This window comes from Aestuariivivens marinum (assembly GCF_022662175.1).
GTDB lineage: Bacteria > Bacteroidota > Bacteroidia > Flavobacteriales > Flavobacteriaceae > Aestuariivivens > Aestuariivivens marinum.
Map to the genome: position 1 here is coordinate 1,597,940 of NZ_JAKMCR010000001.1, position 12,699 is coordinate 1,610,638.

14 protein-coding genes are annotated in these 12,699 nt (G+C 34.9%); 9 read left to right on the top strand and 5 right to left on the bottom strand.

All coding sequences use genetic code 11. The features are described 5' to 3' along the window. Positions 1–8: 8 nt before the first annotated feature. Positions 9–1,511, bottom strand: coding sequence for a sulfatase family protein (locus tag MR053_RS06960; RefSeq protein WP_242131721.1), 1,503 nt, complete (start codon positions 1,509–1,511; stop codon positions 9–11). A 269-nt stretch (positions 1,512–1,780) separates the two neighbouring features. Here MR053_RS06960 and MR053_RS06965 point away from each other — a divergent pair, with 269 nt between their 5' ends. From MR053_RS06965 to MR053_RS06975, 3 genes are all read left to right on the top strand, one after another. Further along, on the top strand, positions 1,781–2,713 hold the full coding sequence (locus MR053_RS06965) for a peptidylprolyl isomerase (RefSeq protein ID WP_242131722.1): 933 nt from the start codon (positions 1,781–1,783) through the stop codon (positions 2,711–2,713). 83 nt (positions 2,714–2,796) lie between these two features. Beyond that, on the top strand, positions 2,797–3,342 hold the full coding sequence (locus MR053_RS06970; protein ID WP_242131723.1) for a YfiT family bacillithiol transferase: 546 nt from the start codon (positions 2,797–2,799) through the stop codon (positions 3,340–3,342). Next, on the top strand, positions 3,343–3,828 hold the full coding sequence (locus tag MR053_RS06975; protein WP_242131724.1) for a GNAT family N-acetyltransferase: 486 nt from the start codon (positions 3,343–3,345) through the stop codon (positions 3,826–3,828). On the opposite strand, the gene MR053_RS06980 is transcribed toward MR053_RS06975, so the two are convergent. Further along, a complete protein-coding gene (locus MR053_RS06980; RefSeq protein WP_242131725.1) occupies positions 3,821–4,381 on the bottom strand; it encodes a thioredoxin family protein in 561 nt (186 codons plus the stop codon). The two genes, MR053_RS06975 and MR053_RS06980, sit on opposite strands and share 8 nt — an antisense overlap. 48 nt (positions 4,382–4,429) lie before the next feature. Here MR053_RS06980 and MR053_RS06985 point away from each other — a divergent pair, with 48 nt between their 5' ends. Genes MR053_RS06985 through MR053_RS06995 form a run of 3 tightly spaced genes read left to right on the top strand, consistent with a single transcriptional unit; the run spans position 4,430 to position 6,710 of the window. Next, positions 4,430–4,765, top strand: a complete 336-nt coding sequence (locus tag MR053_RS06985; RefSeq protein WP_242131726.1) for a tRNA-binding protein — start codon at positions 4,430–4,432, stop codon at positions 4,763–4,765. A 3-nt stretch (positions 4,766–4,768) separates the two neighbouring features. Beyond that, positions 4,769–5,662: a bile acid:sodium symporter family protein gene (locus tag MR053_RS06990; RefSeq protein WP_242131727.1), complete on the top strand. Its 894-nt coding sequence runs from the start codon at positions 4,769–4,771 to the stop codon at positions 5,660–5,662. A 4-nt stretch (positions 5,663–5,666) separates the two neighbouring features. Continuing rightward, a complete protein-coding gene (locus tag MR053_RS06995; protein ID WP_242131728.1) occupies positions 5,667–6,710 on the top strand; it encodes a lysophospholipid acyltransferase family protein in 1,044 nt (347 codons plus the stop codon). Positions 6,711–6,781: 71 nt separating this feature from the next. Here the strand turns inward: MR053_RS06995 and MR053_RS07000 are convergent, their stop codons facing one another. Next, a complete protein-coding gene (locus tag MR053_RS07000; protein WP_223549215.1) occupies positions 6,782–7,159 on the bottom strand; it encodes a PUR family DNA/RNA-binding protein in 378 nt (125 codons plus the stop codon). A 172-nt stretch (positions 7,160–7,331) separates the two neighbouring features. Then, positions 7,332–9,095: an ABC transporter ATP-binding protein gene (locus tag MR053_RS07005; protein ID WP_242131729.1), complete on the bottom strand. Its 1,764-nt coding sequence runs from the start codon at positions 9,093–9,095 to the stop codon at positions 7,332–7,334. 174 nt (positions 9,096–9,269) lie between these two features. Here MR053_RS07005 and nusB point away from each other — a divergent pair, with 174 nt between their 5' ends. The 3 genes from nusB (at position 9,270) to yajC (ending at position 11,068) form a co-directional block, all read left to right on the top strand. Continuing rightward, positions 9,270–10,214: a transcription antitermination factor NusB gene (nusB, locus tag MR053_RS07010; protein ID WP_242131730.1), complete on the top strand. Its 945-nt coding sequence runs from the start codon at positions 9,270–9,272 to the stop codon at positions 10,212–10,214. Positions 10,215–10,295: 81 nt separating this feature from the next. After that, positions 10,296–10,778 (top strand): DUF1573 domain-containing protein, encoded by a 483-nt coding sequence (locus tag MR053_RS07015; RefSeq protein WP_242131731.1) that lies wholly within the window; start codon positions 10,296–10,298, stop codon positions 10,776–10,778. Between the two features lie 2 nt (positions 10,779–10,780). Then, positions 10,781–11,068, top strand: coding sequence for a preprotein translocase subunit YajC (gene yajC / locus MR053_RS07020; protein WP_223549207.1), 288 nt, complete (start codon positions 10,781–10,783; stop codon positions 11,066–11,068). Positions 11,069–11,322: 254 nt separating this feature from the next. On the opposite strand, the gene pepT is transcribed toward yajC, so the two are convergent. After that, positions 11,323–12,570 (bottom strand): peptidase T, encoded by a 1,248-nt coding sequence (gene pepT / locus MR053_RS07025; protein ID WP_242131732.1) that lies wholly within the window; start codon positions 12,568–12,570, stop codon positions 11,323–11,325. Positions 12,571–12,699 lie beyond the last annotated feature (129 nt).

Sequence of the window (12,699 nt, forward strand, 5' to 3'; positions counted from 1 at the left end):
AGGCGTTTTCAATTTTGCTTAATATACCCTTTGTCTTTATAAACTTGAATATAATGATTGGTTAAACTGTCGGAATCTTTATAGTTTTTTCTAAGTTTTTTGAGTTTTTCTTTTAACTCTTTTACTACTGAAGTATAATGAGCACTGTTATAAATATTGTTAAGCTCCATGGGATCCTTTTCCCTATCATAGAGTTCCCAAGCATCCACATCATAATAATAGTGTATTAATTTATACCGCTTTGTGGCGATGCCATAGTGGCGTTTTACAGCATGTTCGGCTGGGTATTCATAATAATGATAATATACTGCATCCCTATCCCATAATTCCTTTTCACCCTTTAACAAAGGCACCAAGCTTTTACCTTGCATATCTTTTGGAGCTTCAATGCCCGCTATGTCTAAAAAGGTTTGGGCAAAGTCTAGGTTTTGAACCAATTCGGTTTCTGTAGAGCCGGGAGTAATTTCATTCGGCCATTTAATAAGCAGTGGTGTTTTAAACGATTCATTATACATAAACCGCTTATCGAACCAGCCATGTTCACCTAAATAAAACCCTTGGTCTGAGGTATAGACCACAACGGTATTATTACTTAAATTTTTGTCATCCAAATAATTTAATAACCTCCCTACATTATCATCTACAGCAGCTATGCAACCTAAGTAGTCCTGCATATACCGTTGGTATTTCCAAACCATTAGAGTTGAATCGTTCATAGTTTGATATTGGGCTATAAAATTTTCATTTATAGGTTTGTATACGGAATCCCAACTTGCTTTTTGAATGTTATTCATACGATCGATGGCACGATTGTGCAATCCTGTATACGCAATATTCAATTCGTTTATAGTTTCTGGGGTTAATTTATTGTCATACCCAAGGTGCATGTGCCTTAAAATATTCATTTCAGCAGTTTTTGAAGCTGCATCCCTCGTATTGTATTCATCAAATAAGGTTGAAGGGAGTGGGAATGTTTTTTTGGTATACGTTTTGTAATGCCTATTTGCCGGAAGCCAACTTCTATGAGGAGCTTTGTGCAAATACATCAACAAGAAAGGTTTTGTAGTGTCCCTGCGCTTTTCCATCCAATCTAAAGTGAGATCGGTGATGATGTCGGTCACATAACCATTAATAATGGTATCACCTGTTGAAGTTATAAATTTTGGGTTGTAATAATCGCCTTGACCCGGTAGTATTTTAAATTCATCTAATCCTTTAGGATTATTACCAAAATGCAGTTTACCAAACATAGCAGTTTGGTATCCCGCTTCTTTAAATAACTGTGGAAATGTAATATTAGTGGTGTCAAAAGGAGATAAATTATCTATTTTACCATTTATGTGCGCATGTTTACCTGTGAGAATAACGGCTCTTGATGGCGCACAAATAGAGTTGGTAACCGAGGCATTGGTAAATAGCATACCCTCGTTGGCAAGACGATCTATATTTGGAGTTTTGATGAGGTTGTCGTTATAGGCACTAATGGCTTGGTAGGCATGATCATCTGACATTATAAATACAATGTTTGGTCTTTTTTTATGATCTTTTTTTTGGGGAGCACAGCTATAGCTTAAAAGTAGGGTGAAAATCAGGTAAACTTTAAAAGAATTTAAAAGTAATTGCATCTCTGTCTTTAAAGAAATTAATAGAAACCTAAATATATCAAAATAAATGTAATAAAGCTTTTGCTAGTAAAGATGCTAAGGTAAACTTTTGGAGATTGATTTTATAGATAGGGATGCAATGTCTATCTTTGCGGCTCATTTAAAAACAGAATATAATGCAAGACGGATTATACGCAAAATTCAATACAACAAAAGGAGAAATACTTGTTGCCTTAGAATACAAAAAAACTCCGGGAACGGTTGGTAATTTTGTGGCTTTGGCTGAAGGTAACTTAGAGAACTCGGTCAAACCACAAGGAAAACCATATTATGATGGGTTAAAATTCCACAGGGTTATACCAGACTTTATGATCCAAGGGGGCTGTCCCCAAGGTACAGGAACGGGAAATCCAGGGTATAAATTTGATGATGAGTTCCATCCAGATTTAAAGCATGATGGGCCAGGGGTGTTGTCTATGGCCAATGCGGGACCTGGTACTAATGGCAGTCAGTTTTTTATAACACATGTTGAAACGCCTTGGTTGGATAATAACCACACAGTTTTTGGTAAAGTACAATCGGGTCAGGATGTTGTTGATGCCATTGCACAAGGGGATGTTATTGAGACTTTGGAAATAGTTCGTGTTGGTACAGAAGCAGAAGGGTTTAATGCTGTTGAAGCATTCAGGACTTTTGAAGGTGCTAGGGAAAAACGACTGGCTGAGGAAAAGGCTAAGGCAGAGGCTGAATTGGAAAAATTAGCTGCTGGTTTTGATAAAACCAATAGTGGTTTACGTTACCAAATCATTCAAAAAGGAGACGGCACAAAAGCTGAAAAGGGTAAAACGGTTTCTGTTCATTATAAAGGGCAGTTGGCAGATGGTACGGTATTCGATTCGTCATATAAACGTAACCAACCTATTGATTTTGCTTTAGGTGTTGGGCAGGTTATTCCAGGTTGGGATGAAGGTATTGGGTTGCTTAAAGTAGGGGATAAGGCACGTTTTGTAATTCCTAGTCATTTAGCTTACGGAAGTGCTGGTGCTGGGGGTGTAATTCCTCCAAATGCGACTTTGATTTTTGATGTTGAGTTGATGAACGTGAAATAATCAACGAATTAGTTTTTGAATAATTGATTCAAAATATGAATTAAAAGCACTCCAAATTTAGAGTGCTTTTTTTATATTTATATATGACATACGAAGAACTTCAACAACTAAGATATCCCATTGGTACATTTAAAGCTCCAGAGCATATTACTTCTGAGGTATTAAATGAATGGATTGAAACTTTAGAGCGCTTTCCTTTACGATTAGAGGCATTGGTTAAGTTTTTGAACAAAGAGCAATTGGATACGACTTATAGACCAGGTGGTTGGACTATTCGTCAGGTGGTACATCATGTTTCCGATAGCCATCATCACAGTTATATTCGTTTTAAATGGGCATTGACAGAGGATAAACCTATTATTAAACCATATAACGAAGCACTTTGGGCAGAATTGCACGATACCAAAACAGCACCTATAGTGATGTCTTTAGAGCATTTAAAAGCAGTGCACTATAAGTTGGTGTATTTGTTAAAGGGGTTGAATGAAACAGAGCGGAAGAGACGTTTTATTCATCCCGAAAGTAATAGCGAAGTCCCACTAAAGCTAAATGTTGGTATTTATGCATGGCATTGTAACCATCATTACGCGCATATAGAAAACGCATTAAAACAAAATGGTTGGATTTAAATGATAAGACCTGTACATATTGATGATGCCCAAGCCTTGTTGGAGATTTATAACTATTATGTTATTAATACTGCCGTAACTTTCGATATAGAGCCTCTAACTTTAGAAGCCTTTGTAAAGAAATTGAATGTTATAAATAAAGTCTATCCTTTCATTGTGTTTGTGGAAAACAATACCATTTTGGGCTATGCCTATGGTAGTCGATTTAGACCAAAACCTGCTTACGATTATGTTGTAGAATCGACTGTTTATGTTAAGTTTGATGCTCATGGCAAACAAATAGGTACCCAATTATATGCCGAACTGTTGAAGCTCCTAAAACAAGAAAACTACCATACGGTTTTAGGAGTGCTTACCATACCAAACGATGCGAGTATTAAACTACATGAAAAGTTTGGATTTCAAAAAGTAGCCGAATTAAAGGATGTAGGTTTTAAATTTAACAGTTGGCAAACCATTGGCATTTGGCAGTTACAGTTTAGTTAATCTTCCACTTGATATTACAGCCTATACTTGGTTTTTGTTGTCTGTTGTTAGCTTTGTTATTAAGTAGGCAGTCTAAAGCATGTCTTAAATCTTCTCCTGTGGCAGGAATGCCATTTCCAGGTCTTGAACCATCCAGTTGTCCTCTATAAATTAATTTTAATTCGTTATTAAACAGATACAAATCTGGCGTACAAGCAGCACTGTATGATTTAGCTACTTCTTGACTCTCATCATATAAATACGGGAACGGGTAACCTTCTCTTTCAGCATGAATTTTCATGTTTTCAGGACTGTCCTGTGGGTAGTTGTCTACATCGTTACTTGATATGGCTATAAAACCAATTCCATTTTTTTTATAATCATTGGCAACGGCAACCAATGCCTTATTAACATGGATTACAAATGGGCAATGGTTACAAATAAACATGATAACAGTCCCTTTGTCTCCCTTCAGGTCATTTAAACTTAAAACCGAATCGGTAATCGTATCTATAAGCAAAAAATCGGGAGCTTTTGTTTTTAAGGGAAGCATGTTTGATGGGGTTCGAGCCATGGTGCTTAACTTTTATTCAAAGTTAGGAATAATTTGTATTTTTAAAACATGGGTAACACTTTAACTTTTGAAGATTTCACCAAAGTAGATTTACGTGTGGGGACCATCATTGAAGTCAATGAATTCCCAGAAGCACGTCAACCGGCCTATCAACTCACCATTGATTTTGGAGATTTAGGTATAAAAAAGTCCTCTGCCCAAATCACTGCATCATATGCTAAGGAAGATTTATTGAATAGGCAAATAGTAGCCGTTGTAAATTTCCCTGTAAAACAAATTGCTAATTTTACGAGTGAGTGTTTGGTACTAGGCGCGGTAATGGAAAAGGATGTTATATTGCTTAATCCAGAACATAAAGTTAAAAATGGAAGTATTGTGGCTTAAACTATGTTGGAAATAGATCAGGTAAAAATTAATTTTGACAGTACGGGTTTATGGGTGTTAAATGTAGCGCTCGCAGTAGTTATGTTTGGTGTTGCACTGGGTATTACAGTTGATGATTTTAAGCACCTGATACAAGCACCAAGGATACTTCTGGTAGGGGTTTTGTCGCAATTTTTTTTACTTCCATTGATCACTTTTATTTTAGTGCTTTCAATAAAACCCCAACCCAGTATAGCTTTGGGGATGTTTATGGTGGCCGCTTGTCCCGGAGGTAATATTTCTAATTTTATGACACATTTAGCCAAAGGAAATACAGCTTTATCTGTGAGTTTAACGGCTTTAGCTACTTTTTTGGCAGTATTTATGACTCCATTAAATTTCCAGTTTTACGGTAGTTTTTATCAACCCACGGCTCACCTATTAAAGACCGTGGAAATTGATTTTTTTGAACTGTTTAAGCTTGTGGTTTTAATTCTTGGAATTCCATTAGTATTGGGAATGATTTTTCGCTATAAGAATGAATTTGTGGCCATAAGGGTATCAAAATTGTTAAAGCCTTTTTCCATTATGGTGTTTGGTGTTATAGTGATTTTGGCTTTTACTAAAAATATAGATGTTTTTAATGCATATATACATAGGGTATTTACCTTGACCGTATTTCATAATATGGTGGCATTACTTTTAGGGTTTATGGTAGCCTATTTATTTAAATTGTCATTTAAAAATAGAAAAACAATAACTATTGAGACCGGTATCCAAAATTCTGGATTGGGCTTATTGCTTATTTTTACTTTTTTTGACGGATTGGGGGGCATGGCCATTTTGGCTGCCTTTTGGGGTGTCTGGCATATTATTTCAGGCTTGATATTGGCGTCTTATTGGTCTAACAAAACTTAGTGGTTTGGGAAGTGTTTTGGGAAAATTATGGTTACATACTATACGTGCTTATTTAAGGATAGGGCTGTTCTTCTACTTTAAAGAAATTAGGATTGTTAAATACAGTAATGTGCCAAAGTATAAACCGGTACTGTTCTTGGCTAATCATCAAAATGCCTTAATTGATGCTTTGCTCATAGCCACAAGGAGCGGTCGATTTTCATATTTTTTAACGCGTGCAGCGGTCTTTAAAAAACCATTGGTAAGTAAACTGCTGCACACGTTTAGAATGTTGCCTGTTTACCGTATTAGGGATGGGTGGAATACATTAACACAAAACAATTCCATTTTTAATACTTGCTCATTATTGTTACAACAAGGCAAGGCAGTTGCTATTTTTCCTGAAGGAAGCCATAATATTATAAGAACCGTACGTCCCTTAAGTAAAGGGTTTACCCGTATTGTTTTTGAAACTTTGGAAAAATATCCTGATACCGATTTACAACTCATTCCTATAGGTTTAAATTTTGAAAAAGCAGATACCTTTCCTGATAGTGTTACTGTTATTTTTGGCAAAGCAATAGCTGCTAAGGATTTTTTGTTGGACGATAAAAATGAAGCCGTAAATCAGTTAAAAACTAGAGTTCATACTGAAATTTCAAAATTAACAACCCATATACCTTCTAAGGATTATAATGCTACTTTAAGTCGATTGGAATCCCTTGGTGCAGATTTTTTAAATCCAGTAGCTGTTAATGATTGTATGGCTAGTAATTTTTCAAATTGTCAGTTCAAAAAGGAATTGCCACCGAGATTCTTAAGCATGGTATTTAAAGTCTTTTTTGTTGCTCTTTTATTTGCGCCTTATGGTATTTGGAAGTTTGCCGTAGAACCTAAAATAGATGAGGTAGAGTTTGTGTCGACTTTTAGGTTTGCTTTGGCAATAACACTCGTGCCTCTATGGCTTCTTATAGTTTATATTGCATTATTTTTAGCTTTTAACTGGGGTGTGGCAACAGGTTTTTTGGCAATTTCTTTAATAATTATTTTGGTTCGAGTAAAGGCATAAAAAAACCACTAAATAGAATGTATTTAGTGGTTTTCAATTGAGTTTAGTTTAGTTGAAAAATTAGTTAGATTTTAAATATCCTCAAAATCAATATCAGTGAAACTTTCGGTAGATTTAACTGCGTCTTCTGTTATTGCTTCACCGTTTTCTGAATTATTATATTCTTTCTTAAAGTCTTTTTGATGACGTTCGCTAATGACCTCATCGCCCTTTTCATTTATAATGTAATCGGTCATTTCGCTTAAGATATCCTTAAACTCAGCGAAGTCTTCCTTGTAAATATAAATTTTGTGCTTTTTGTAGTGAAAAGATCCGTCGTCGTTAGTAAACTTTTTGCTTTCAGTTATGGTTAAATAATAATCGTCTGCTTTTGTTGCACGTACATCAAAAAAATAGGTGCGTCTTCCTGCTCGTAAAACTTTTGAAAAAATTTCCTCTTTCTCCATCATATCATTTATTATTCTTGTTTGTTTAAAATTGATAACTATTATGGTTATATTCACCAAAAATCTAAAAAAAACCGAAACTAACCAACAATTTTTAATTTTTCTTTTTAGAATCTTGGTTTTTATTGTATTTCTATTAAGAGAGGAAGCAGGTTAAATTAGCAATATTGGGTGCTTAAGACTTATTTGCCTCGTTCTCGCTTAGTTGCTTTAAGTAGAGGTGCTTGTAGTAACCTTCTGTGTTTATCAAGCTTTCATGTTTGCCTTCCTGTATAATCTTACCATTATCCAAAACAATAATTTTATCTGCATTTTTGACTGAAGACACTCTGTGGCTAACAATAACCGTTGTTTTATTGGAAGAAATTTTATTCAGATTTTTGAGTATTTTTTCTTCAGTTTCGGTGTCGACCGCAGAAAGACAATCATCAAACAACAAAATTTTGGGTGATTTAATTATTGCTCGTGCTATAGATACCCGTTGCTTTTGTCCGCCTGAAAGTGTAATGCCACGTTCTCCCAAAACAGTATTGTATCCATTTTTAAAGTTCACGATGTTTTTATGTACATAAGCTTTTTTGGCAGCTAGAACAACATCATCGTCGGTGGCATCCTCATTTCCAAATTTAATATTATTCTTAATACTATCTGAAAACAAAAAGGCATCCTGTGGAACATAACCAATACTATTACGCAAATTATTCAGGTTGAGTTGGTCTATGGGGGTGTTATTAATGGTAATGGAGCCAGCATTGATATCATATAACCTACCTATTAAATCTAATATGGTTGATTTTCCTGAACCTGTTTTGCCCAGTATGGCCAAGGTTTCACCTTTTTTTATTGTGAAACTAATGTTATTTAAAGCTTGAATATTGGTATCATCATAAACGAAAGAGACATTGCTAAACACAATATCACCATCAATTTCTGTTGGATTTTCCACCTTGTTCTTAATTTCAGGTTCAAGTTTTAAGAATTCATTAATACGTTTTTGGGAAGCTTCTGCCTGTTGTACGATAGATGTTACCCAACCTACGGTAGCCACTGGCCATGTAAGCATATTTACATAAATGATAAACTCTGCAATAGTACCTAGGCTTTCAATTTCCTCATTTATATACTGCATACCACCAATATATATAACAAGTAGGTTGCTGGCACCAATTAGCAGAATCATCATAGGAAAGAACCAAGCCTGTACACGGGTAAGGCTTATCTGTTTTTCCTTACTTTCCAAAGCTAGCTCATTGAAATTTTTATTGGTTAAAGGTTCAATGCCATAGGCTTTAATAACAGAGATACCACTGAACGATTCTTGGGTATAGGTAGATAGCTTTGATAGATATTCTTGTACAACAGTGCTGCGATGATGAATTTCTTTACTTAATTTATAAATTATAACCGATAAAATGGGTAAAGGCAGTATGGTGTACAATGTAAGTTTAGGCGATGCATTTACCATATAAATAATTACAATAACAAAAAGTGTAATCGTATTAATACTATACATTAAAGCTGGTCCTACATACATACGTACTCTGCCCACATCTTCACTTATGCGATTCATTAAATCACCTGTCCTGTTTTTTTTGTAAAAGTTTAAAGATAATTTTTGGTATTGGCTGTATACTTCATTTTTTAAGTCGTACTCAATATATCTGGAGACATTTATTATGGTTTGTCGCATAAAAAAGGTAAGGATACCGCCAATTAAAGCGGCACCAACGATATACAAAACAGCTTCAATTAACTCGGATTTAAAAACCTCTTTGTTAATCGAACCCTCTAACCCCTTTTCAACTACAACAAATATCTTTTTTACATAGCGAGGGGTGTAAAGCAAAAATATCCTGGCAACAATAGTAATAATAACGCCAATAGTTAGGTAGGTTTTATACTTATAAAAGTATTTATTTAAATGTTGGAGTGCTTTCATTTAAAATGAACAAATCTAATTTTATTTCAAAAATTAAGAAAGCAAAGATACAGCATTTTAAGTAGATGTAATTAATATACTATTTTGAACTGGGTTTTTTAAAATAGTATTATTTTTGTACCGAAAATAAGATTATTAGTATAACATATTTTTATTTAAAGGCTCTTTGTAATTATGCTCAACAGAAGACATATCCGTGTAAAAGTAATGCAATCCATATATGCATTTAGTGGTAGTGCAAGCGACGATTTATCAAAACCCCAAAAGTTCCTTTTGTTTAGCATCGATAATATGTACAACCTCTATCTGTTACTGTTATCACTACTAATAGAAGTTCAAAAAAGAGCAGAAACCGACTTACAAAAAAAGCAAAACAAACATTTAGCAACCCAAGAGGATAAAAATCCAAACCGTAAGTTTGTGAATAATGAATTATTGCACCTTTTAAGGGGCAATAAGCAATTGCAAGAACAACTTGAAGCCCATAAGATAAATAATTGGCAGTTGGATGATGAGTATGTAGATGTAATTTTTAAGGCTGTTATAGCAAGTGATCTCTATGCTACTTATATGCAATCCCGAACCTCTAATTTTAAGGAAGATAAAGAATTTATAATCGATATTTTTAAGGATGTTATAGCACCTAACGATAAACTCTATGATTATATTGAAGACAAACACTTAACTTGGTTGGATGACCTTCCAACAGTTAATACTACCATTTTAAAATTACTTAGGAAAGTGAAGCCCGCCGTTTCGGAAGGTTATTTTACACCTAGATTATACAAGGATTTGGACGATAAGCAATTTGCTGTCGATTTGTTTAGAAAAACAATCTTAAATACGTCTAAACTTAATAAAGAGATTGAACAAAGGACCAAAAACTGGGATGCAGACCGTATCGCTAATATCGATTTTGTGTTATTACAGATGGCCATTTGTGAGCTTAAGGAGTTTCCGTCCATCCCTGTAAAAGTGACTATTAACGAGTATCTGGAGATTGCCAAGGAATACTCTACACCTAAGAGCAGTATCTTCATAAATGGTATTTTGGATAAGCTGGTTAAGGAGTACCAAGAAGCGAATACATTAAATAAAGTTGGCAGAGGGTTACTTTAATTTTGTTAAGATGTGTAAAAAATTTTTAATCGGGTAAATAATTGTTATTTTTACCAACCAAAAAATTTAAAACCATCTATTATGAAGAAGTTAATTTTAGGATTAAGTGCAATCTGCTTAATTTCTTTTACATCTTGTAAAGAAAATGCAGCAAAAAAAATAGACGAAGATAATTTAGCCCAAGCAGCTGAAAGAGATGCTGTAGCCTCTAAATTCCCAGTTATTGAATTTGACAAAACGGAGCATGACTTTGGTGAAATTGAAGCCAAGACACCAGTAGAGACAGTGTTTAGTTACAAGAATACAGGCGAGGCACCTTTAGTTATCACAGACATTAAGAGTTCCTGTGGTTGTACCGTACCTAAGGATTGGAGCAGGGAGCCGTTAGCGCCAGGTGACACGGGACAATTTACGGTTAAGTTTAACGGCAGTGGCACCAACAAGGTATCTAAAACCGTTACGGTTACTGCCAATACCGAAAAAGGAACCGAAACAGTTAGAATAACGGCTTTTGTTAAGCCAGATCCAAATAAAACAACTGCAACAGCAGTACAAAAAAACTAAATATGGGAGAAGGAATGGGCTCTTTTTTGCCCCTAATTTTAATGTTTGTTGTGGTATACTTTTTTATGATAGCACCACAAATGAAACGTGCAAAAAAAGAAAAGAAGTTTGCTGCAGAATTAAAGCGCGGCGATAAAGTGGTTACTAAAAGTGGCTTGCATGGCAAGATAGCCGAATTAAACGATAAGGATAACAGTTGTGTTATTGAAACCTTAGCTGGAAAGTTAAAGTTTGATCGGTCGGCAATTTCTATGGAAATGAGCAATAAAGTGAATGCGCCTGCTAAATAATACTGAGCAGATTATTTAAAAATTTAGGAAAGCTTCCTTTTAAAGGGGGCTTTTTTTATTTTTGTCCAATTAATAGCTTTTCAAACCTAAGTAACTTGTTATTGGCTTCTAATTTTTTAATCGAAATTGTTTGGTAGTGTTGTGTTTAAATTTGCAAATACATGTCTAACTAAATAATCTGAAAAGACTCTCAGAAGCATGAAAGAATATGTAATTACTTACATCATCTATGCTTTTGTGTTTTAAAAATAGGTTTAATAAGAACCATTCTTTTCAGCTGTCAATTCAGCAATTTTACAAATCACTTGTGTGGCTTTCATCATACTCTCCACAGGAACATATTCGTAGCGCCCATGGAAATTATGTCCACCAGCAAAAATATTGGGACAGGGTAGGCCCATATAACTCAATTGTGATCCATCTGTTCCCCCACGAATGGCCTTAATAAGTGGGTCTATATCCAATTGTTTCATGGCTTCTTCAGCAACATCTACAATATGCATAACAGGTTCTATTTTTTCACGCATATTAAAATATTGATCCTTAATCTCTGTTACAATAACCTCTCGCCCGTATTGTGAATTGATTTCGTTGGTTAATTTTAGCATAACCTCTTTTCGTGCTTCAAAATGGGCCTTATCATGATCACGTATAATATATTCAAGTGTTGTTTCTTCTACTTCACCATGCATATTATGTAAATGGAAAAAACCTTGGTAACCTTCCGTGTGTTCTGGAGTTTCCATTTTGGGTAAGGAACTAATAAATTCTGTAGCGATGTACATCGAGTTTACCATTTTTCCTTTGGCATAACCTGGATGCACAATTTTACCCTTAACTTTTACCACTGCACTGGCAGCGTTAAAGTTTTCGTATTCCAATTCACCAATTTGACTCCCATCCATAGTGTAGGCCCAATCGGCACCAAATTTTTCAACGTCAAATTTATGGGCACCACGACCTATTTCCTCATCCGGTGTGAAGCCAACTCTAATTTTTCCGTGTTTAATATCCGGGTTGTTGATAAGGTATTCCATGGCCGAAACAATTTCACAGATGCCCGCCTTGTCATCGGCTCCTAAAAGCGTAGCGCCGTCGGTGGTAATTAGCGTTTGACCGATATACTGTTTTAGGTCCTCAAAATAATCTGGAGACAATACAATATCTTCTTCTTTATTCAATAAAATATCCCCACCATGATAGTTTTCAAAAATTTGGGGATTAACGTTTGTTCCTGTAAAATCTGGAGAGGTGTCGAAATGTGAAATAAAACCAATGGTTGGTACTTCATGGTCCACATTGCTAGGTAGGGTTGCCATAATATAGGCGTTGTCATCGATAGTCACATCCTGCATGCCAATAGCTTTAAGCTCTTTTACTAATTTGTGTGCTAAATCCCATTGTTTTTCTGTACTTGGTGTGGTATTGGAATTGGGGTCTGACTGTGTGTCTACAGTAACATAACTTATAAAACGTTTTATAATATCTTCTTTTGAAATCATAGTAAAATAGTCATTGAAATAATTGATAGCTTTTTTAAACCATAAAGTTACGATTATTAATTTTTTTGTCTTTAGCCCAATCCATTTTTATTTACACGATTATAACCTATAGAATTCACATCTAGTATT

Bases quoted from the DNA above. Each gene is read 5' to 3' on its own strand.
- MR053_RS06960 (WP_242131721.1), bottom strand. From the start codon at position 1,511: ATGTCAGATGATCATGCCTACCAAGCCATTAGTGCCTATAACGACAAC.
- MR053_RS06965 (WP_242131722.1), top strand. From the start codon at position 1,781: ATGCAAGACGGATTATACGCAAAATTCAATACAACAAAAGGAGAAATA.
- MR053_RS06970 (WP_242131723.1), top strand. From the start codon at position 2,797: ATGACATACGAAGAACTTCAACAACTAAGATATCCCATTGGTACATTT.
- MR053_RS06975 (WP_242131724.1), top strand. From the start codon at position 3,343: ATGATAAGACCTGTACATATTGATGATGCCCAAGCCTTGTTGGAGATT.
- MR053_RS06980 (WP_242131725.1), bottom strand. From the start codon at position 4,381: ATGGCTCGAACCCCATCAAACATGCTTCCCTTAAAAACAAAAGCTCCC.
- MR053_RS06985 (WP_242131726.1), top strand. From the start codon at position 4,430: ATGGGTAACACTTTAACTTTTGAAGATTTCACCAAAGTAGATTTACGT.
- MR053_RS06990 (WP_242131727.1), top strand. From the start codon at position 4,769: ATGTTGGAAATAGATCAGGTAAAAATTAATTTTGACAGTACGGGTTTA.
- MR053_RS07000 (WP_223549215.1), bottom strand. From the start codon at position 7,159: ATGATGGAGAAAGAGGAAATTTTTTCAAAAGTTTTACGAGCAGGAAGA.
- MR053_RS07005 (WP_242131729.1), bottom strand. From the start codon at position 9,095: ATGAAAGCACTCCAACATTTAAATAAATACTTTTATAAGTATAAAACC.
- nusB (WP_242131730.1), top strand. From the start codon at position 9,270: ATGCTCAACAGAAGACATATCCGTGTAAAAGTAATGCAATCCATATAT.
- MR053_RS07015 (WP_242131731.1), top strand. From the start codon at position 10,296: ATGAAGAAGTTAATTTTAGGATTAAGTGCAATCTGCTTAATTTCTTTT.
- yajC (WP_223549207.1), top strand. From the start codon at position 10,781: ATGGGAGAAGGAATGGGCTCTTTTTTGCCCCTAATTTTAATGTTTGTT.
- pepT (WP_242131732.1), bottom strand. From the start codon at position 12,570: ATGATTTCAAAAGAAGATATTATAAAACGTTTTATAAGTTATGTTACT.